The sequence below is a fragment of the Leifsonia xyli genome (genome assembly GCA_001647635.1).
GTDB classification, from domain to species: domain Bacteria; phylum Actinomycetota; class Actinomycetes; order Actinomycetales; family Microbacteriaceae; genus Leifsonia; species Leifsonia xyli_A.
Genome location: CP014761.1, coordinates 1229334 through 1249227 on the forward strand (window position 1 = coordinate 1229334; position 19894 = coordinate 1249227).

Here is a 19894-nt window from a genome sequence, read left to right on the forward strand (position 1 = left end):
AGCTGCCCTTCGGCGCGAGGGTCAGGCCGGGATGCGCGTGAGGACGACGAACTCGTTGTAGGTGAAGGCTTTGCCGGCCGCGCGCGGGAGCGGGAACGAGTACTCGCGCTCGACGGTCAGCCCGACCCGCTCCGCCAAGCGGTGCAGCCCCTCGAAGTCCATGAACGACACGTGCGTCGCGTCGCTCGCGTAGCCGCGCTCCTGCGGCGTGATGAAGACCGCCCGGCCGCCCGGCTTGACGTACGGCAGGTACATCCGAACCAGCTCGACCGCGAAGTCCGGGTCGACGTGCTCGACCACGTGCGCCATCAGCATGGAGTCGAACGTGCCCGGCTTCGCATACTCGGTCGACGGGAACTCGTCGCTCGTGAACGAGTTGAGGCCGCGCGCACGGGCGATGGCCACCGACTCCGGGTTGTGGTCGACCCCCACGCCGTTGTTGCCTAAGTGGGCCAGATTGCGGCCAAGTCCGCTTCCCACATCCAGGACGCGGCCCAGGTGAAGCCGCCTGATGTTCCAGCGGTACGGCGCCTGGACGTTGAGCGTCCGCCGCCACCACGAGGCGTCGAGGCGACGCAGGCGTTCGGCGTACTCCGCGCCTGCGGTGTCGCGCCCCTCGTTCGGACCGTCGCCCGCACGTCCGGCTGCGCTGTCGGACATCAACTGGCTCGTTCCATCGGATCCATCCCTCCACGGTAGGGCACCCGGTACAGCCGCTTCAAAGCAAAATCCCAATACCATTCAAAGGAAACCGACCACCGTTCGATGGGATGAGCTGAATGGCAACTGGCAGGGGGACCTCGGGTCCGACGAAACGCGACCGCCGCGAGGAGGCGCGCGAGACCGCCAGGAAGATGCGCGAGGAGGCCGCCAAGAAGGCCAAGCGCCGCAAGGTGATCGTGCAGAGCTCGGTCATCGTGGGCATCGTCGCCGTGCTCGCCATCATCGGCGTCGTCATCTTCACCAGCGTCGGCGGCGCCGGCTCGAGCGCCGCGAATCCGAAGAACATGGCGAGCGGCGGGCTCCTGCTCACCTCGGCCACGAAGGCGACCGAGACGCCGGCGATCAAGAGCGGCGCGCAGCCCACGCCGACCAAGATGCAGCTCGATGGCAAGACCGCGCACATCCAGATCTGGCTCGACTACCAGTGCCCGTACTGCGACCAGTTCGAGACGACCAACAACAGCCAGATCAAGCAGTGGCTGGACGAGGGATCGGCGACGCTCGAGATCCACCCGGTCGCGATCCTCGACAGCTCGCAGAACAAGCAGTACTCGACCCGCGCCGCGGCCGCCATGTCGTGCGTCGCGAACTCGGAGCCGTCGAAGTTCTTCGACCTGAACGCCGCGCTGTTCGCCAACCAGCCGGACGAGCAGACCGGTACAGGACTCACGAACGCCGAGATCCTCAAGATCTTCAAGGACAACGGCGTGGACTCGAAGTCCATCACCGACTGCGTGAACAATCAGACCTACGCAGACTTCATCACCAACATGACGCAGGATGCGACCACCAACTCGCAGCTCAAGAACCCGACCTCGGGCGGCTTCGGCACCCCGACCGTGTTCGTGAACGGCGAGCGCTACCAGGGCGGCTTCACCAACGCGCAGCAGTTCGCCGCGTTCAAGGACGCGGCCGTGAAGGACGCCGGCTCGGGCAAGACGATCACCTTCCCGACCGCGAGCTGAACCCTCCCTCCTCGACGGCCCCCACCGTCGAGTCCGCACAGACTGCACACCGCTTCGGCGTGTCGCGTGCACTCTTTGCGGACTCGATAGTGGGGGCTTTCGCGTGGGTGTACGGTCCCAGCAGGAACGAGCGAGAGGGGACGAGGATGGAGCGCATCCCGGAGGACGGCGTCGACGATGTCGAGATCGGCGAGACCGACGCGGGCGAGACGCCCGGCTGGGCCGACCCGGCCGACGGAGACGTCGACTACGCCTTGAACGACCCGGAGGCTGAGGCCGACTTCGCCGACGAGCTCGTCACCAACGACGCGGTGGCCGGCGAGACCATCTGGCCCGGCCCGGGCGACGGCAACGACGGCCCGACCGGCGGCCAGGCTCGCGAAGCGGAGCCGGTCTACGACGAGCACGACGGCGAGGACGTCGACGACGGCGTCCTGACCGAGGAGGACGTGGAGGAGGAGGGCATCTAGCCCAGCGCCTCCACCACCCCGCGGGCACTGCGCTCGAGGAAGCCGACGATGTCCTCCGACGGGAGGTCGGTGCCGATCGCGCTCTCGACCAGCGCCTCCTCGGCGAAGGCGATCCAGGACCGCAGCGCGATGCGCAGCATCGGAGTGTCCGGCACGCCGAGTTCGAGGAAGACCGCGATGACCCGTTCGGCCTGCTCGCCGCGCGCCTCCTCGACGACCGCGCGCACCTCCGTATCCGCGGAGGCGACGCCGCGCACCAGGGAGTAGAACGTCCCGCTGTGCTCGCGCACGAATGCGACGATACGCGTCAGCGTGTCGTGGAGCCGCTCCAGCGGAGGCAGGCCGGCGATCGGCTCCGTCGCGTACAGCATGCTGTCGCGCGCGGTCCGCACCACATCCCGGTGCAGCCCCTGCTTCGACCCGAAGTAGTGGAACAGCAGTCCGCGCGACACGCCCGCCCGCGCCGACAGCTCCTCGATGGTCAGCTGGTCCAGCGGGTTGTCGGCGAGGAACGCGACGCCCAGCGCGACGAGCTGCGCCCGGCGCTCGTCCGGCGTCAGCCTGGTGCGCCGGTCGGATTCCATGCGTCGAGCCTAACCGCCGCCCCCGGCCGCCGAGACTGTGCGGATACACGAATGGATGCATCCACCAACTATTGACACACGGTCAATAACGTTTAGGCTCGCTCCTGGACCTGACCGCGCCGACGCTGTCAAGTCCCCCGAACAGGAGGATCGATGAAGTTCCGAAAGCTCGCCGGGTCGCACGCCGGACGGATCGTTCTCGCAGCCGTCCCCGTGGCCGTCGTGTCCACCGTGCTCATGGCCGGTGTCGCGCAGGGCGCCGTGCCCGTCTCGTTCGCCGTCTCCGGCAGCCAGTTCCAGATCAGCGCGTCGAAGCTCGACGGCACCGGGTTCTCGCAGTACGCCGGTGTCGCGCCGGACACCGCGGGCAAGAACCACCAGGTCGCGATCGCCAACATCAAGTCGGCGACGCTCTCCGACCTCTGCCAGTCGGTCGTGACGGACACGCCGCTCGGCAAGGCGGGCATCCTGATCACCGCGGGCGGCGACGGAAAGCCGGCCAGCGCATCCGACCTGCAGATCGGCATGACCGACCTCAAGGGCGACTCGGAGTTCCACAACATCCGCATCGGCGTCGACGCCTCGACCGTCAACACCGCCGCCAAGGGCTCGGCCGGCGACTTCGCGCAGGACTCGGACACCGTCACCATCTCCAACCTCCAGCAGACCGCGTGGAGCACGCAGGCCTCGGTCTTCACCCTCACGGGGATGCACGTGCAGCTGACCGACGGTTCGAAGGGATGCTTCTGATCGTGGCCGCACACCATGCGGACGCGTCGCCCACCGAGGGCGCCTGGGCGCGTTTCCGCGGCTGGCGGCGCCGTCGTCCGTTCCTCGGCGGCGTCCTGACCGCGCTGGGCGGGATCGAGCTGTTCTTCTCGGGGCAGCTCGACATCGGCAAGATCCACGTGCAGCTGGGCATCGAGGGCCTGCAGGCGACGATCATCCCGATCCTCCTGGTGCTGCTCGGCGTGCTCGCGATCGCGATGCCGGCGCACCGCATCTTCTACGGGGTGATCGCGCTGGCCGTCGCCGTGTACTCGCTGATCGGCGTGAACCTCGGCGGCTTCTTCATCGGGATGCTGCTCGCGACGGTGGGCGGCATCCTGACCGTGGCGTGGATGCCGAAGAAGGACGCGGTCGCCGTGGACGACGCTGATGCGGTCGACGACGAGCCGGCTCCCGCCCCGCGGGAAGGCACGACCGCATGAGGCGCGCACGCTCGGGGGTCGTCGCGGGGGCCCTGATCGCCTGCGTCGCGGCCGCCCTGGCCGGGATCGGCGCGGCCCGCGTGCCGACGACGGCTCCGGCGGCGCTGTGCATCCCGCTGTTCACGTCGTGCAGCTCGCCGAGCCCCACGCCGACGCCCTCCCCGTCGTCCGGCTCCGGTCTTCCCGGCGTGCCGGCGCTGCCGGTCCCGGGTGCCACCGGCGTGCCGGTCGTCCCGGGTGCGACGCCGACGCCGACCGCTCCCTCGACGCCCGCGGGTCCCGACGGCGGCGCCCCGGTCTTCACGCAGCCGCCCGCGCAGCTCGGGAGCCGCTCCCTCTCGTTCTCCGGACTCAAGGGGATCAGCGTGGTGACCGTCCCCCTGGCCGACGGCCGCCGCATCCCGGTGCTGAAGATCTCGGCCGACGCCATCACCATCGACGGCTTCAGCCTGACCGTGCGCAAGGACACCGGCCCGAAGCTCGCGACGACCGCCGACCAGATGGCGCTGCGCGGCAACGTGCAGGTCTACCTGGACTCGGTGACCGCGACCGGCCCGGACGGCAAGGGCATCACGCTCGGCGCCGCGACTCCTCCGCCCGCCGACGGCCTCCCGCCGCAGCTGCTGCGCGTGACGCTCGGCCTCGTCGGGGTGACCGCGGACAGCATCCACTTCACCGCACCGCACCAGCACCTGTCGGAGTAACCCGCGTCCGTGGGTCGCAACACGCCGTTATTCGGCGGCGATAACGGCGTGTTGCGACTCCTCGCCGATCTGGTGGTCCCAACACGCCGTTATGGCGGCGGCCGTAACGGCGTGTTGGGACCAGTAGCGCGGGATGCGGTTGCTCAGCGGCCGTTCTCGCGGCGCAGGCGGCGGCGCTCCCGGCGGGAGAGGGCGGCCCAGGCCTCCTGCTGCGCGCGACGAGTCTCGTCGGCCTGCCGGATGCGCTCCTCGCGTCGCTGCCGCCAGCGGGCGACCTCCTCGTCGACGTCGCGCGTCGGCGTGACGACCGGCGGTCCGCCCTGCAGCTGCCGCCGCGCCTCGACGATCCGGCGGTTGAACCCCTCGAGGTGCTCGCGCACCGCAGCCTCGGACGCCAGCCGGTCGAGCCGCGCGTCCAGCTCCGTGTCCTCGGTGCGCAGCATCAGCGCCGGCGGACCGAGGCCGGTCAGCTGCTCGCGCTCGATCTTGCGGCGGATCCACCAGTCCGGGTCGTGGGTGCCCGTCAACCCCGGGAGCGGCTTGCCCGCGCCCGGGAGGTTGTCGAAGTCGCCGCGCCGGATCGCCTGCTGGATGGCCGTCTCGACGATCTGCGCCCGCTGGTCCATCGAGGGCTGGCCCGCGTTCGCTTCCTCGACCTGCTCGCCACGCGCCTCGGCGTCGCGTCGCAGCCGGTAGCGCGCGGCCTCGACGAGCGGGTCGGACTGGCGAGGCGCGCGACGGTTCTCGTCACGGTTGCGGGCCATGTGTCCACAGTACGCCGGGCCGACCCGCTCTCCACAGAGTCCCGGATGGCCTGGCTCCGGATGCGGTCGCGGCCGCCGTACGTGAACTCGAGGTGAACATCCGAACATCCGCCGGCCCACGGGGTTGACTTCCGAGGCCGGTCGTTTAGTGTGTGCACTAAACAACCGGATGGCAGGCTGAACCGCAGGGGGCGGGCAGCTGTACTGCATTCCCGGTGCGCGGCGGTCGACGTTCGGGTGAGTCGGCCGCCGCAATCTTTTAAGCGGCGGTCGCCGCGGCCGCGTCGAGTTCGCGGGCCCGCTGCAGCAGCAGTGCCCCGACCGCGTCCAACGGCCGGACGCTGTGCTGGACCCGGGCGATCACGACCGCCCCTTCGGCCGACGACACGAGCACCGTCGCGAACTCCACTGCCTCCGCGCGCGCGACGCCTGCACGCTCGAGCAGGCCGGTCAGGTGCTCCATCGACGACGCGAACACGGCACCCGCCTTGTCGAACAGCTCGCCGTCCGGTGCCGACACCGTGACCGCGAGCACCGGGCATCCCGACTCGAACTCCGACCCTTCGAGCACCGCGCGCCAGAACGCGAGGAACGCCTCCGTCACGCTCACCGCCGTGCCAGCCGAATGCTCGGCGACCCAGCGGTCGTGGGACGCTGTGGTGCGGTCGAGCGCTTCGCTGAACAGCTGGTTCCGGCCGCCGGGGAAGTGATGGTAGATCGAGCCGCGCGGCGCACCCGTCTCGGTGAGCATCTTGCCGAGAGACGCGCCGTGGACGCCCTTCGACGCCAGGAGTCGGATCGCCCCGTCGAGCATCCGGTCGCGGGTGTCCTCCATGGGCAGCCTCCGTATCGACAAATCCGGATTATGACGTTCATCATAATGGCGCTTGTTGCCAGGCTCGAACCATCCACTTCTCCTCGTCGAGCCTCAGGAGGCCGCCATGCCCATGATCGACATCTACGCTCCCGCCGGAACCTTCGCCGCCCCGCACGCGCTCGCCACAGCCGCCGCGGCCACCGTCAAGGAGGTGGAGGGCGTGCCGGACATCCCGATGTTCCGCTCGAACACGGCGGCGTTCGTCCACGAGCTGCCCTCGGGTCACCTCGCCGACGTGGACGGCGCGGGCGACCACGTGCGCGTGCAGGTGCTGACGAACGCCGGCGCTCTCGACCGCGCCAAGCAGCTCGCCGTCGTCGAGCGGCTGACCGCCCTCGTCGCCGACGCCGCGGGCGACGCCCGGCTCGCCGACCGCACGTGGGTGCTCCTCACCGAGGCCGCTCCCGGCGGCTGGGGCCTGTGGGGTCACGCCCACACCAACGACGAGCTGGTGCAGGCCGCCCGCGCCGAGATCGCGAAGCTGCAGGAGGCCGCCGGCTGAGCGGCGGCGTGTCCGCGTCACCCGCCTGGCGTTAGGCTGCCGACGTGACCGACCGGCACGACACCCCCGCGCCCGCATCCGCGGACGACCACCTGCGGATGGTCCGCGAACGCTTCGACGGCCGCGCCCCGACCTACGACGAGTCCGCGATGCACCGCGCCCTGGCCTCCGCCGTCGCTGCCTTCATCGCCCTCGACGGCGTGGACACGGTCCTCGACGTCGCGACCGGCACCGGCCTGGTGCTGCGCGCCCTCCGCGACCGCGGCTTCGCCGGTCCCCTCACGGGCGTGGACCTCTCCCCGGGCATGATCGACGAGGCCCGCCGCCACCTTCCCGACGCCGACCTCGTCGTCGCCGACGCCGCCGGCCTCCCGCTGCCCGACGCGTCCTTCGACCTGGTGACGTGCGTCACCGGACTGCAGCTCTTCCCGCATCCCGACGCCGCCATCACCGAGTGGGCGCGCGTCCTCCGCCCGGGCGGCCGGGCGGTCACCGCGACCTTCGTCGCCGTCGACCCGACCCGTCACCGCGCGGCCCCGCCGCCCGGCACGTCGGATCACTCCCCGTTCGACTCCGTCGCGCACCTGACCGAGACGGTCGCTCCCGCCGGCTTCCGCGTGGCCCGCACGCAGACGTGGACCGACGGCGCCGACGAGCTCCTGATCGCCGAGCTCTCCTACGACGCCGGGTCGTAGCCGAACGCCCGCAGCTCCTGATCGCAGCGGCACGCCTTCGCGATCTTCGACGCCCAGAGCAGTGCGTCATCCCGGGTCGGCACCTCGATGATCGTGTACCCGCCCTCGAGGTGCGACGTCTGCGGGTATGTCCCCTCCCGGACGCCGCCCTCGGCGGACACCAGCACCGGCGGGACGGTCTCGTCGATCCCTCCGCCGAACACGTAGGCGCCGGCCTGCTTGATCTCCTCGATCACGGCGTGCGACTCCGCCACGACCGTGTCGAACTCCTCCGGCCGGAAATGCATCTCGCCACTCGGGAACGAGATCATGAACTTCGACATCGGTGCCCCCTCCTCCGGCCGGCCCCTCCGGCCTCCGCGCACGGTCACCCGCGACGATAGCGAGATGGAGAGCGGATGTCGACGGCACCGCAGAGGGACGCCCCGCCGCTCATGACGGGACGCCCCTCCAGCACTCACTCGCCGACGTTGATGCGCACCACCTGTCCGCTCACGCCGTTCGGGCCGCCCGTCGCGGGCATGATCGACCAGTTGGACACGTACGCGCTGCCGCCCCGGAAGGCGAAGCCGGACGGAAAGAACAGCTGCCCGGTCCCGTACGTGGTCCGCTTCCCGTTCGGGCTGATCTTGACCAGGTCTCCGGCGGGGTTGCCGCCCGGCCCCGGGTTGAGGCCGTTCACCTGGAACTCCGTCACGTAGAAGTTGCCCGACCCGTCGAAGCCGCAGCCCTGGATGGTGCTGAAGCCCGTCCACTTGACGCGCGCGGCGCCGTTCGGCCAGATCTGCCAGACGCGAGCGCCTCCCGGCGCGTAGGTGCCGCCGAGCAGCTCCGTCACGTAGAAGGACCCGTCGGGCGCCTTCGCGACGCACGTGCTCACGCTGTCCGTGACCGATCCGGCCGGGACGCCCATGAACGCCACCGTCGAGACGGAGCCGTACTTGTCCACCTTCGCGAGGATGTTCGCACCGGCGTCCGCGACGTACCGCGTGTTCCCGACGACGATCACGCTGTTGGGGTTGGCGTCCGGGAACTGGTCGGGCACCAGATCCTTGTGCGCCGCCGTCCACGCGTAGTCCGCGTCACCGGTCGCCGCGATCGGCGCCCACCTGCCCGAGCGCGGGTCGATCGCGATCGTGCGCCCGAGCTGGGCCCGCGCCGCATCGATGATCGGGTTCCCCGGCGGAACCGGCGGGATCGGCGACGTGTTCAGCGCGATCTGCCCGGTGACCCACCGCCCCTGCGCATCCACCGAGACCAGGCCCTCCGCGCCGATACCGGACTGGTCGGCCGCCGAGAACAGGCCGGTGACGGGATGCGTCAGCACGCCGTTCGCCCACACCCCGAGCTTGCCGGTGAGCCCGCCGTACTGGTCGCCCTCGGGTCCGCCGCCCAGCGGCTGCGTGCCGCCGTGCCCGGCTTCGGCGATCAGGAGCTGGCCGCCCGTCCCGAACGTCAGCCCCCGCGGGTTGTCCAGCCCGGACACGACCACCTGCACGGTGCCGCCCGGCGGTCTCGGGTGCGCCTGCGTGGTCGCCTGGGCGGAGGTGGCGCCGGCGGCGATCAGCGCCGCGACGAGCAGTGCGGGCGCGCCCACACGGATGGCGATGTTCGATCTCCTCATCGACATGACTCCCTATCCTCATCGATAGGCCACGTCTTCCCCCCAAAACACCCGCGAACCTAGCACTGCGAGCGGGGGCGAGGCTAGAGCACGGCGACGGCGGGTGGATCCACGTCCACCCGCCGCCGTCGGCCGACTGTCCCCGAGGGCTTCCCCCAGCCCCTTCTCACACGCGCCGGCTCCCTGTGAGCATCCGCACCAGCCAGATGATGGCGGCGATGACGAGCAGGACGATCCCCACCCACAGCAGGAAGTTCAGCGACGACACGAAGCCTCCGGTGAGCAGCAGGATGATGGCGATCACGGCGATGACGATCAGCAGGATGTTCATGACACGACCCTTTCCGGTGGAGTTGTTGACGCCTCCACGCAACCACCGCGGGAGCGGGCCGACCTCACCCCTAGGGGTGTAATGTGCCGCCATGTCCGAGGCTTCGGCCGCATCCGGCACGCCCGTCACCATCGCGCTGGTGGACGACTACGACGTCGTGCTGCTCGGGCTGGCCCGGATGTTCGACGACTTCCGCGACCGGCTGAAGGTCGTCGAGATCGACACCAACGAGCCGCTGGCCGAATCCATCGACGTGGTGCTGTACGACGCGTTCGCCCAGCCGGAGTCCGGTCACGCGCAGATCGGCGAGCTCGTGAAGAACCCGCGGGCGCGGCACGTCGTCGTCTACACGTGGAACTTCCATCCCGAGCTGATCGACAGCGCGCGTGAGCAGGGCGTCCATGGCTACCTTTCGAAGACGCTGTCGGCCCAGGAGCTGGTGGAGGCGCTCGAAGCCGTCAACGCCGGCGAGATCGTGGTCAGCGACTCGCCCGAACGCGCCCGTAGCGCCGACGAACTCGACTGGCCGGGTCGGAAGGAGGGGATCACCGACCGCGAGTCCGAGATCCTGGCCCTGATCACGCAGGGCAAGAGCAATGCGGCGGTCGCCGAGCTCACGTATCTGAGTCCGAACACGGTCAAGTCGCACATCCGGAGCGTGTACCGGAAGATCGGGGCGGAGAGCCGCACCCAGGCGGTGCTCTGGGGCGTGGAGCACGGGTTCACGCCCGACCATCGGCGGATCGAGCGCTGGGTCGGCGCCGGCGAGTGAATCGCCGCATCCCCTTCCCGCCGGCGCCCCGGCTCGACAGAATGTCGGCAGCCGAGCAGGAGGTCAGCGCGTGACGGAGTCCATCGACATCCCCGGGGCCGTCGTGCCCCCGCGCCCGGGAGTCACCGCCGAGGGATTCGACGCGGCCCACGGCGACGCGGCGGCCGACACGATCATGGCGCGCCTGGCCCGGGAGGCGTACGGCGACGACTACCCGGACGGCGTGGACCCGTACGGGATGTCGACCGGGTGGACGCTGCGCACCTTCGTCGAGCAGCTGCGCATCCCGGAGGGCGGCACCCTCGTCGACATCGCATGCGGCCGCGCCGGCGTGAGCCTGTGGGTGGCCCGCGAGACCGGAGCCGACCTCATCGGCGTCGACTGGTCCGCAGTCGCGGTCGCGGAGGCGGCGAAGCGGGCGAGCCAGCGGGTGGATGAGGGACGCGCCCGGTTCCAGGTCGGCGACCTCGTCGACACCGGACTGCCCGACGAGTGCGCGGACGCCGCCCTGTGCGCCGATGCGATCTTCTTCGCGACGGATCGCATCGCCGCCGTGCGCGAGGCGGCGCGCATCCTCCGCCCCGGCGGTCGCTACGCGTTCACGGCGGACGAGTCCGACGACGGACGTCCCCAGGCCGTGCCCGACTGGCGTCCCATCATCCAGGCCGGCGGCCTGCAGGTCGTGGAGCGGATCGAGATCCCCCGCTGGGCGGAGCAGCTAGGACGGATGTACGAGGTCTGGGTGGCGAACCTCGACGAGGTCCGCGACACCCTCGGGGACGAGGCGGCGGACGAGATGCGGGAGGAAGCGGAGACGGTCGGCCCGACGCTCGGCACCCGCACCGGCGTCCTCTACGTGGCACAGCGCCCCTAGGCTCCCGATGGCCGTCCACGACAGATTCGACGACATCGTGACCGCGTTCGTCGGCCGCCCCGGGGTCACTCCGCCGTCCGGCGGCCCTCGCCGCTTCGGCTCCGACGCCCTCCGGGTCGACGGGTCCGTGTTCTGCATGGTCTCCAGCGGCGAGCGCTTCGTGGTGAAGCTGCCGGCCGAGCGTGTGCAGGAGCTCATCGCCGCATCCGTCGGCGAGCCCTTCCAGGCGGGGAAGAAGACGCCTATGCGGCAGTGGCTGGTGGTGACGGATGAGGCGCCCGGGGTCTGGGAGTCGCTCGCGGAGGAGGCGTATGCCTTTTCGGCGTCGCGCGGATAGCCCGGACGGGTAGGGCTCTCGGCGTCGGCTTGACCTACTGGCTCGTCCAGCCGAGCGAGCCCTTGTCATCCTGCACGTGAACCTGCACGGGATGGACGACGCCCGAGCTGTCGGTCGCCGTGCACTCGAACGTGGTTCCCATGGTCAACGGCGGGGAGGTCGGGCAGACCGCCGTGACAGACAGCCCCGTGCGCGTCGAGAAGGTCCGCACGATGTCGCTCTCGAGCAGCGTGTGGTCATGCGGGCCCACCGCGCCCAGCCCGATGACGACGAGGCTCGCGAGCGAGATGACGGTCGTCAGCCCGCCCAGCGCGAGCCCGACCACCGAGCGGGCCATCCCGACGCCGATGTTCCGCGCCCGGCTGGTGCCGACGATCCCCCAGATGAGCGCGCCGATGCCCGTCAGCCCGGGGGTGGAACCGAGCAGCTCGCGCAGGAGCAGCAGCCCCGCGGAGACGATGCCGAGCCCGAGCGCCCAGGCGGCTGCCGAGTTCTTGCCGTGGTACGCGTCGTAGGCCGGGTTGTAGAGGCGCCCGCCGTACTGGTGCGGCGGAGGAGGCGGTGGCGTCGTCCACGAGACGGGCGGAGCGACGGTGGGGTGCGGGGCGGTGTAACCGGTTCGCGGGGCGAGCGGGACGAGGGGCGCCGGCGGGGCGAGCGGGGCTCCGGGAGGCGTAGCGGTCGTCTGGGGGACGGGTGCGAGCACGACCGGGTGCGGCTGAGGGGCTTCGCTCGCCGCCTCGGCTGCGCGACGGGAGCGGCGCGTCGGAAGTGCCGGCGCCGGCGGGGGCTCCGGGTCGCTTGCGACCACGGCAGGCTCGGCGGCCGTGGTCGCGACGGCGTCCGGGTGCGCCGGGTGGATGCGCGTGTGCTGCGTCCACGCCACGCCGTCCCACCAGCGCGCGCGGGTGCCGTCGGCCGGGTCGGCGTACCATCCCGCGACCGGCAGCGCGGCGTCGGTCATCGGCTCCCCCAGGTCGTCCCGGCTCCGCGCCGACCGTCGTCGCCGCGAGCCACGTGGTCACGCTACCGGCGCGTGCGGACGGTCGCTGGCCCCACTTGGGGTGGATTTGTCGCACCGAGAACCGGATGCACGGCCGGAGACGATCCGCTCAGCCGCGCGACTCGCGCGCCAGCCGCCGCAGCGTCATAAAGCATCCCAGAGCCGCGAACAGCAGCGCCAGCAGCACCTGCGGCAGGTAGGCCTGCCACATGTCGCCGTTGTTGAACACGTTGTCGAAGTACACATCCCAGAACTTCGAGTTGGTGAGCGCCTCGGTGAACGGGATGCCGACCGCCGCGACCACGTCGGTGAAGATCCCGGCGAGCAGGCTCAGGACCACCGTGACGACGACGATGGCGATGATCCCCCAGAACGCCCCGCGCGTCACGCGGGCTTTGGACCCCCGCCGGTACAGCCACACGGCCCCGACCGCGACGCCCCACGAGACGATGGATGCGATGAACCCGATGCTCCAGAGGATCGTCCACACGATGACGCCGGCCGGGATGACGAGCAGTGCGAGCGCCAGCCCGCGGGCGACGCGCTCGGGCTCGGTGAACGGCTGGGCGTCGGGCAGCTGCTGCCCGGGGAGCTGCTGCTCCTGCTGCGGCTCCGTCGGTTCCGTCGGCTGAGCATCAGCAATCGGCTCGATACGGTCGTCGGTGGCGTCGGTCACGCGGATCCCCCAGTCTGCGCCCCACCCGGAGCGCCGGAGTCATCCTGGCAGATGCGCCGGCCCAGCGGGCGCCGGGGGCTCCCCCAGTTGAGGTCACGACGTGTGGATGCGCCTCCAACTGGGGACCGCGACCGCGCCCGGCGCCCACTAGCGTCGGATCGGTGTACGCGATGTCGGGGGTGGCGTGGGAAACGATTCGGGACCACGAGACTGGCTCGCCGGCGGACGCTACTGGGACGAAAGCCCGTCGCCGCGCCGCGGTGCTCCCCCGCCGAGCCTGCCGCCCATCGCGTACCGGCCGATCATCCCGCCGCGCCGTCGGGGATCGTGGACGTGGAGCATCCTCGCCCTCCTCGTCGGCGCGGGCGCGGTCCTGGGTCTGTACGGCGCATCCCAGCTGCCCGGCCGCATCTCGCCGTTGTTCGGCCTCTTCGGCGGCATCGCCGCGGTCGTTTTCGGTATCGCCGCCTGGCGAACGCGCCCCCACGCGGGTGCCGCATGGTCGGTGCTCATCCCGATGGCCGTCATCGGCGCCGGACTGCTGACCGCGGGCACCACAGCGGTCTCGTTTCACACGCTAACCACGTCGCCCGCCTCGGCAACGGTCCGCCTCCCCGGTTCCCAGCAGGTCGCCGCTCCCCCGGTTGTGCCCGCGACGCCTGCCGCCGCCCAACCTCAACCGGCACCCCTACCTGCACCCGCGCCAGCGCCCGAGGCCGCGCCCGCGCGTCCCGTCGCCGACCGGATGTCGATGGGGCAGGCTCTCGGCACGCTTCAGTTCGGCCTGAAGTTCACGCGCGGTCCCGACGGGCTGCAGTCACCTGCTCTCGCTGTGACGAGCGGCGGCCTCGTCGTCGACCCCTTCTCGGTGACGCCCGAGCGGGTGCTGGCGATCCTGCCCGCGGGGACGACACTGACCTACACCGTGTCGCCGGACCGCCGGAACTATGCGGTCGTGCTGGTGAGCGACGCGGACCCGAGCCTGGTCGCGCGCTTCGACACCGTCAACGGCGTTATCGAGTTCGGATAGCCGTGAGCGGCCCGAGCAGCGAGGACGAACCGGAGATCACGGTCCAGATCATCCCGCACGCGGCGCCGCCGAATCCCGTGCGAGCCGGTTCGCTGTCGCATGCCTTCACGCGCGCCGCGGGGGCGGCCCGCAGCCGGTGACGAGGATCAGCCGAGCGCCGGCACGTTCGCGCTGAAGGGCACCCGCAACCTCTCGGCGAACCGCTCGAACAGGGCCGGGTCGCCCTCGAGCTGCACCGCTCCCGTCGCCACCGCGGTGGTCGCGTCCAGCTCGCCCGCCATCACGTCGCGGATCTGAGGACCCGCGGTGATGACCAGGTCCGGGCTGTCGACCGGCCCCGGTCCGACGACGATGACGCCGTCGCGCATGATCACGTGCGAGGTCACGTCGGCCACGTGCACCTCGTAGGCGGTGTCCCAGTCCGCCGGAACCACGCCGTCTCCCGCGGCCACTTTCAGCGCCGCGGTGATGGATGCGGTGGTCACGATCTCCCCCTCACGCGGCGCGCGCATCCCGCCGGCACCCCAGCGGGAGAGCGCGTCGAGCGCCGGCCCCAGCTCCTCGCCGCGCGGCGTCAGCGCGTAGACGACCGAGCGCTCGGCGCCGGTGGGGGCCATCCGCTCGACGATGCCCTCGTCCTCGAGCTCTTTGAGCCGCGAGGCCAGGGTGTTCGTCGGGATGCCGGGGAGCCCGGCCACCAGCTCCGAGTAGCGCCGGGGCCCCACACTGAGGTCGCGGAGGATCAGCAGCGTCCACCGCTGGCCGACGATCTCGGCCGCGCGCGCCAGGCCGCAGAACTGGCCGTAGTGCTGGTTCGTCATGACCCCAAGATTAGCACTTGACTTCATTAATTGCAGTGTGCTTTATTTTGTGAAGCAGCTCAACTTCATTTTTTGCAGCGACTCCGACGAAGGAGAAGGACATGACCGACACCATCGCAGCTTCGACTCACTCCCCTGCAACCCCGGCGGCCTCCGGCGTGGAGCGCCGCAACCGCACCGCCCTCAGACTTCTGCTCGCCGCCGTCTTCGTGGTATTCCTCAACGAGACGATGATGGCGGTCGCGCTGCCGCGCATCCAGGAGTCCCTGCACATCGACGCGACGAAGGGACAGTGGCTGACGACGGCGTTCGCGCTCACGATGGCGGTGGTCATCCCGATCACCGGTTGGCTGATGCAACGGCTGCGCACCCGGACCGTCTTCACGGTCGCGATGTCGAGTTTCGTCGTGGGCACGCTCATCGCTGCACTGTCACCGGCGTTCGAGGTGCTGGTCGCGGGCCGCGTGGTCCAGGCCGTCGGCACGGCGATCATGATGCCGCTCATGATGACGACGGTGATGACGATCGTCCCGGTCGACGAGCGCGGGCGGACGATGGGGCGCGTCTCCATCGTCATGTCCGTCGCGCCGGCGGTCGGCCCCATCGTGTCCGGTGCGCTCATCCAGGTGCTTCCCTGGCAGGGACTTTTCTGGGTGATGCTGCCGATCGGCCTCACAATGCTCGTGATCGGGATGCGCCGCGTGCCGAACGTGTCCGAGACCCGGAAGGTCCCGCTGGACGCGCTGTCCGTCATCCTCTCCGCCCTCGCGTTCTCGGCGCTCGTCTTCGGGCTCAGCCAGATCGGCGCGGCGGCGGTCGGCGAGGCGGTCGTCCAGCCGTGGATCCCCGTGGCCGTCGGTCTCGTGACGCTCGCCTTCTTCGTCCGGCGGCAGCTCGTCCTGCAGCGGACGGACTCGGCGCTGCTCGACCTGCGCACCTTCCTCTCGCGGGACTTCGCGGTCTCGGTCGCGATGATGACGATGGCGATGGTCGCCCTGTTCGGCGCATTCATCGTGCTGCCGCAGTTCGCCCGCTACACGCTCGGCCTCGACCCGCTGTGGGTCGGCGCGATCCTCCTCCCGGGCGGCCTGCTCATGGGCCTCGCCGGACCGACTGTCGGCCGACTGTACGACCGCTTCGGCCCGCGTCCGCTCGTCGTACCCGGCTCCGTCGGCCTGACGGTCGCACTGTGGACCATGGCGCTCGGCCTCGGCGAGGGCTCGTCCTGGGTGGTGCTACTCGCCGCGCACATCCTGCTGATGCTGTCGCTCGCCTTCCTCTTCACGCCGGCGTTCAGCGCCTCGCTCGGGTCGCTCCCCCAGCGCCTCTACTCGCACGGCAGCGCCACGATCGCCACGCTGCAGCAGGTCGCGGGCGCCGCGGGTACGGCGATCTTCATCGCCCTGTACGCGACCGGCGTGGCCTCGACCGGCGCCGCGAACCCCGACCTGCCGTCGGCCGCCGCCGCAGCAGCCGGTGCTCACCTCGCGTTCCTGGCCGGTGGCATCCTGTCGCTGGGGGTGGTCGTCCTGGCACTGTTCGTCCGGAAGCCCGTGGCTCCGGTCGAGTCGGCACACTGAACGCACGCACGAGAAGGGGAACGATCATGAAGCTCACCGTCAGCCTGCAGGTCACTGTGGACGGAGTCGCCCAAGCGAACGGCGGCAACAGCGAGGAGCTGGATCCCGGATTCACCCGCGGCGGCTGGGCCATCGGGGTGGGCGATGCGGAAGCCGCGGGCTACATCCTGAAGACCTGGCGACGCCCCGACGCCTTCCTGCTGGGCCGCAAGACGTTCGACCTGTTCGAGACGTACTGGGGCGCGCGGAGCGACGACGGCGGGTTCGGCGAGGCGATCAGTTCCAAGCCCAAGTACGTCGTGTCGGACACGCTCAGCGACCCAGCCTGGGAGCAGACGACGGTCCTCTCCGGAGACCTCGCGGCGCGCATCCGCGAGCTGAAGGACGGCGGCGACGGCGAGCTGCTCCTGGTAGGCAGCGTCGCGCTCGCACGCTGGCTGCTCGAGAGCGAGCTGGTGGACGAGCTGAACCTCGTCCAGTTCCCCGTCATCGTCGGGCAGGGCGAGGCGTTCCTCCCTCGCAGGGGCCGCGACTTCGCCCTGGACCTGCAGGACGCACGGGTCTTCCCGAGCGGGATCGTCGCCCTGACCTACCGCGTCGGCGGCCGACCGCAGTACGCCTGAGCGGATCGCCCGAGAACCGCTTGCGGAGCGTCCCGAATGCGCGGACCGTCGGACGATGACGAACGACAGCTCGTCCGCGATCCAGCCGGATGTCCGGGTGCGGGGCGCCCGCGAGCACAACCTGCAGAACGTCGACCTCACCGTCCCGCGCGACGCCATGGTCGTCTTCACCGGCGTCTCCGGCTCGGGGAAGTCGTCCCTCGCGTTCGGCACCCTGTTCGCGGAGTCGCAGCGCCGGTATCTCGAGTCGGTCGCCCCGTACGCCCGACGCCTCATCGACCAGGCCGGCGTCCCTGATGTCGACTCGATCAGCGGGATGCCGCCCGCCGTGGCCCTGCAGCAGCAGCGCGGCGGCCGAAACGCGCGCTCGACCGTGGGCAGCATCACGACGCTGTCCAGCCTGGTCCGGATGATGTACTCGCGTGCCGGCGACTACCCCGACGGCCAGCCCATGCTCTACGCCGAGGACTTCTCGCCGAACACCGTGCAGGGCGCATGCCCCGAATGCCACGGCATCGGCCGGGTGTACGAGGTCACCGAGAAGCAGATGGTCCCCGATCCGTCGCTCACCATCCGGGATCGGGCCATCGCCTCGTGGCCGACCGCCTGGCACGGGCAGAACCAGCGCGACATCCTGGTCTCCCTCGGCTACGACGTCGACACTCCGTGGCGCGACCTGCCGCGGAAGGATCGGGACTGGATCCTCTTCACGGAGGAACGGCCGACGGCCCCGGTGTACGCGGGGCTCACTCCGGCTCAGACGCGGAAGGCGATCCGCGCACGGATGGAGCCCAGCTACCAGGGGACGTTCGTCGGCGCCCGCCGCTACGTGCTCGACACCTTCGCGACCACCAAGAGCGCCTCCATGAAGAGGCGCGTCGCGGAGTTCCTGACCTCCGCCGTGTGCCCGGTCTGCCACGGCAAGCGGCTGAAGCCCGAAGCGCTCTCGGTGACATTCGAGGGACTCGACATCGCCGAGCTCTCCCGGCTCCCGCTGCACGAGCTCTCCGGGCGGCTGGCCGCGCTGGTGGCCGCATCCCGGGAGGAGTCGGTCACCTCCGGGCGGCGCTGGATGAGGACGCCCGACGGTCGGCGACCCAGCAGAGGATCGCCGCGGGCGGCGCCTCGCACGCCGCCGCTCCCGACGTGCGCCGGACCCCGAACCAGTCGGCCGAGAAACGCGCGGCCGCCCGACGCCTGGCCGCCGAGCTGCTGGAGCGGCTGCGTCCCATCATCGACCTCGGGCTGGGCTACCTGTCCCTGCACCGCACCACGCCGACCCTCTCCGGCGGCGAGCTGCAGCGGCTGCGGCTCGCCACCCAGCTCAGCTCGGAGCTGTTCGGCGTCGTGTATGTGCTCGACGAGCCCTCCGCCGGCCTCCACCCGCAGGATGTGAACGCGCTCCTCGGCATCCTCGAGGGCTTGAAAGCGCGGGGCAACAGCCTATTCGTCGTCGAGCACTCGGTGGAGGTGATGCGGCACGCCGACTGGCTGGTGGACATCGGACCCGGCGCCGGCGAACGCGGCGGCCGTGTCCTGTACAGCGGGCCTCCCGACGGCCTGGCCGACGTCGACGAGTCCGTGACGCGGGACTACCTCCTCGGCGAGCGCGGGCTCGCTCTCCGGACTCCACGCTCGCCGACCGGGTGGATCTCGCTCGAAGATGTCACGCGCAACAACCTGCGCGGCGCCTCCGTCTCGCTTCCGCTCGGAGCGTTCACCGCGGTGACCGGCGTCTCCGGGTCGGGGAAGTCCAGCCTGGTCAGCCAGGTGGTCCCCGCCCTGCTCGGCGAGCACCTCGGCCGCCCCGTCGCCGTGACCGACGACGCGCCGGAGACCGACGACCTGCTCCTCGCTGACGCTCCCGAGGTGCTGGAGGGAACCATCTCCGGCGACCTCGCCGGGGTCCGCCGGGTCGTCACCATCGACCAGAAGCCCATCGGCCGCACCCCTCGCTCCAACGTCGCCACCTACACGGGCCTGTTCGACCACGTCCGCCGCCGTTTCGCGGAGACACCCGCCGCCCGGTCGCGCCGTTATCGGCCGGGCCGGTTCTCGTTCAACGTGGCCAGCGGCCGCTGCCCCACCTGCGAGGGCGAGGGCGCCGTCATGGTCGAGCTGCTCTTCCTCCCGTCCGTCTATACCGTCTGCCCCGAGTGCCACGGCGCCCGGTACAACCCCGAGACGCTCGAGATCATCTGGCGCGACCGGAACATCGCCGAGATCCTCGCCATGTCCGTGGAGGAGGCGCACGCCTTCTTCGGCGGTGAGGACGAGATCATGCGCTCGCTCACCGCCCTCGTGGATGTCGGACTCGGTTACCTGAGGCTGGGCCAGCCGGCGACCGAGTTGTCCGGCGGCGAGGCCCAGCGGGTCAAGCTGGCCTCCGAGCTCCAGCGCGCCCAGCGGGCCGACACCCTGTACGTGCTCGATGAGCCCACCTCCGGCCTCCACTGCGCCGACGCCGACCGCCTCATCGAGCACCTGCAGAGCCTGGTGGATGCGGGCAACACGGTCGTCGTGGTCGAACTGGACATGCGCGTGGTCGCCACCGCCGACTATGTCGTCGACCTCGGGCCCGGCGCAGGTGAGGATGGTGGGACGGTCGTCGCCGCCGGGACGCCGTCGGAGGTCGCGGGTGCGTCGGGCAGCGCGTCGGCCCCCTACCTGTCTACGGCTCTGCGTCAGGATCCAGTCACTGTCGGTGGCTCTCGGTAGGGTCGACGAC

General features: G+C 70.8%; 22 protein-coding genes and 1 pseudogene. 14 read left to right on the top strand and 9 right to left on the bottom strand.

Going from position 1 to position 19894, the window contains the following annotated elements; all coding sequences use genetic code 11:
• Nucleotides 1–21: 21 nt before the first annotated feature.
• Nucleotides 22–660, bottom strand: a complete 639-nt coding sequence (locus tag A0130_06020; GenBank protein ID ANF31281.1) for a methyltransferase type 11 — start codon at nucleotides 658–660, stop codon at nucleotides 22–24.
• A gap of 194 nt (nucleotides 661–854) precedes the next feature.
• On the opposite strand from A0130_06020, the gene A0130_06025 reads away from it, so the two are divergent.
• Nucleotides 855–1688 carry a hypothetical protein gene (locus tag A0130_06025; GenBank protein ANF31282.1) on the top strand — a complete coding sequence of 278 codons (834 nt, stop codon included), beginning with the start codon at nucleotides 855–857 and terminating at the stop codon, nucleotides 1686–1688.
• Nucleotides 1689–1834: 146 nt separating this feature from the next.
• Nucleotides 1835–2158, top strand: a complete 324-nt coding sequence (locus A0130_06030) for a hypothetical protein (protein ANF31283.1) — start codon at nucleotides 1835–1837, stop codon at nucleotides 2156–2158.
• Here the strand turns inward: A0130_06030 and A0130_06035 are convergent.
• A complete protein-coding gene (locus A0130_06035) occupies nucleotides 2155–2742 on the bottom strand; it encodes a TetR family transcriptional regulator (protein ANF31284.1) in 588 nt (195 codons plus the stop codon). The two genes, A0130_06030 and A0130_06035, sit on opposite strands and share 4 nt — an antisense overlap.
• 153 nt (nucleotides 2743–2895) lie before the next feature.
• On the opposite strand from A0130_06035, the gene A0130_06040 reads away from it, so the two are divergent.
• The 3 genes from A0130_06040 to A0130_06050 are packed head-to-tail and all read left to right on the top strand — an operon-like array spanning nucleotide 2896 to nucleotide 4657.
• Nucleotides 2896–3492, top strand: coding sequence for a cholesterol esterase (locus tag A0130_06040; GenBank protein ANF31285.1), 597 nt, complete (start codon nucleotides 2896–2898; stop codon nucleotides 3490–3492).
• Nucleotides 3483–3953 carry a hypothetical protein gene (locus tag A0130_06045; GenBank protein ANF31286.1) on the top strand — a complete coding sequence of 157 codons (471 nt, stop codon included), beginning with the start codon at nucleotides 3483–3485 and terminating at the stop codon, nucleotides 3951–3953. Before A0130_06040 ends, A0130_06045 begins: the two co-directional genes overlap by 10 nt.
• On the top strand, nucleotides 3950–4657 hold the full coding sequence (locus tag A0130_06050; GenBank protein ID ANF31287.1) for a hypothetical protein: 708 nt from the start codon (nucleotides 3950–3952) through the stop codon (nucleotides 4655–4657). The genes A0130_06045 and A0130_06050 overlap by 4 nt, the downstream gene beginning before the upstream one ends.
• 143 nt (nucleotides 4658–4800) lie before the next feature.
• On the opposite strand, the gene A0130_06055 is transcribed toward A0130_06050, so the two are convergent.
• On the bottom strand, nucleotides 4801–5421 hold the full coding sequence (locus A0130_06055; protein ID ANF31288.1) for a molecular chaperone DnaJ: 621 nt from the start codon (nucleotides 5419–5421) through the stop codon (nucleotides 4801–4803).
• Nucleotides 5422–5680: 259 nt separating this feature from the next.
• The gene (locus tag A0130_06060; protein ANF31289.1) at nucleotides 5681–6256 is read right to left on the bottom strand and encodes a hypothetical protein; all 576 of its coding nucleotides are present in this window, start codon (nucleotides 6254–6256) and stop codon (nucleotides 5681–5683) included.
• 106 nt (nucleotides 6257–6362) lie between these two features.
• Between A0130_06060 and A0130_06065 the strand changes: the two genes are divergently transcribed.
• Both A0130_06065 and A0130_06070 read left to right on the top strand, forming a co-directional pair.
• On the top strand, nucleotides 6363–6800 hold the full coding sequence (locus tag A0130_06065; protein ID ANF31290.1) for a hypothetical protein: 438 nt from the start codon (nucleotides 6363–6365) through the stop codon (nucleotides 6798–6800).
• A gap of 98 nt (nucleotides 6801–6898) precedes the next feature.
• Nucleotides 6899–7495 carry a methyltransferase type 11 gene (locus tag A0130_06070; protein ID ANF33318.1) on the top strand — a complete coding sequence of 199 codons (597 nt, stop codon included), beginning with the start codon at nucleotides 6899–6901 and terminating at the stop codon, nucleotides 7493–7495.
• Here the strand turns inward: A0130_06070 and A0130_06075 are convergent.
• Together A0130_06075 and A0130_06080 are read right to left on the bottom strand one after the other, a co-directional pair.
• Nucleotides 7477–7818 (bottom strand): transcription initiation protein, encoded by a 342-nt coding sequence (locus A0130_06075; protein ANF31291.1) that lies wholly within the window; start codon nucleotides 7816–7818, stop codon nucleotides 7477–7479. The genes A0130_06070 and A0130_06075 overlap by 19 nt on opposite strands.
• 134 nt (nucleotides 7819–7952) lie before the next feature.
• The gene (locus A0130_06080) at nucleotides 7953–9125 is read right to left on the bottom strand and encodes a hypothetical protein (protein ID ANF31292.1); all 1173 of its coding nucleotides are present in this window, start codon (nucleotides 9123–9125) and stop codon (nucleotides 7953–7955) included.
• Between the two features lie 416 nt (nucleotides 9126–9541).
• On the opposite strand from A0130_06080, the gene A0130_06085 reads away from it, so the two are divergent.
• From A0130_06085 to A0130_06095, 3 genes are all read left to right on the top strand, one after another.
• Nucleotides 9542–10222 carry a helix-turn-helix transcriptional regulator gene (locus A0130_06085; GenBank protein ID ANF31293.1) on the top strand — a complete coding sequence of 227 codons (681 nt, stop codon included), beginning with the start codon at nucleotides 9542–9544 and terminating at the stop codon, nucleotides 10220–10222.
• A 70-nt stretch (nucleotides 10223–10292) separates the two neighbouring features.
• Nucleotides 10293–11096: a hypothetical protein gene (locus A0130_06090; protein ID ANF31294.1), complete on the top strand. Its 804-nt coding sequence runs from the start codon at nucleotides 10293–10295 to the stop codon at nucleotides 11094–11096.
• A 7-nt stretch (nucleotides 11097–11103) separates the two neighbouring features.
• Nucleotides 11104–11433, top strand: coding sequence for a hypothetical protein (locus tag A0130_06095; GenBank protein ID ANF31295.1), 330 nt, complete (start codon nucleotides 11104–11106; stop codon nucleotides 11431–11433).
• Between the two features lie 34 nt (nucleotides 11434–11467).
• Here A0130_06095 and A0130_06100 read toward each other — a convergent pair whose 3' ends face one another.
• Entirely contained in the window at nucleotides 11468–12397 is a 930-nt protein-coding gene (locus A0130_06100) for a hypothetical protein (GenBank protein ANF31296.1), read from the bottom strand.
• 148 nt (nucleotides 12398–12545) lie between these two features.
• Entirely contained in the window at nucleotides 12546–13112 is a 567-nt protein-coding gene (locus A0130_06105; GenBank protein ID ANF31297.1) for a hypothetical protein, read from the bottom strand.
• A 184-nt stretch (nucleotides 13113–13296) separates the two neighbouring features.
• On the opposite strand from A0130_06105, the gene A0130_06110 reads away from it, so the two are divergent.
• On the top strand, nucleotides 13297–14142 hold the full coding sequence (locus A0130_06110; protein ANF31298.1) for a hypothetical protein: 846 nt from the start codon (nucleotides 13297–13299) through the stop codon (nucleotides 14140–14142).
• Nucleotides 14143–14288: 146 nt separating this feature from the next.
• Here A0130_06110 and A0130_06115 read toward each other — a convergent pair whose 3' ends face one another.
• A complete protein-coding gene (locus A0130_06115; protein ID ANF31299.1) occupies nucleotides 14289–14963 on the bottom strand; it encodes an HxlR family transcriptional regulator in 675 nt (224 codons plus the stop codon).
• A 101-nt stretch (nucleotides 14964–15064) separates the two neighbouring features.
• On the opposite strand from A0130_06115, the gene A0130_06120 reads away from it, so the two are divergent.
• The 3 genes and pseudogenes from A0130_06120 (at nucleotide 15065) to A0130_06130 (ending at nucleotide 19884) form a co-directional block, all read left to right on the top strand.
• Complete coding sequence (locus tag A0130_06120) at nucleotides 15065–16543, top strand: MFS transporter (GenBank protein ID ANF31300.1); 1479 nt, start codon at nucleotides 15065–15067, stop codon at nucleotides 16541–16543.
• 26 nt (nucleotides 16544–16569) lie between these two features.
• Entirely contained in the window at nucleotides 16570–17166 is a 597-nt protein-coding gene (locus A0130_06125) for a deaminase (protein ID ANF31301.1), read from the top strand.
• A gap of 55 nt (nucleotides 17167–17221) precedes the next feature.
• Nucleotides 17222–19884 (top strand): annotated as a pseudogene (locus tag A0130_06130) (excinuclease ABC subunit A).
• Nucleotides 19885–19894: the final 10 nt, after the last annotated feature.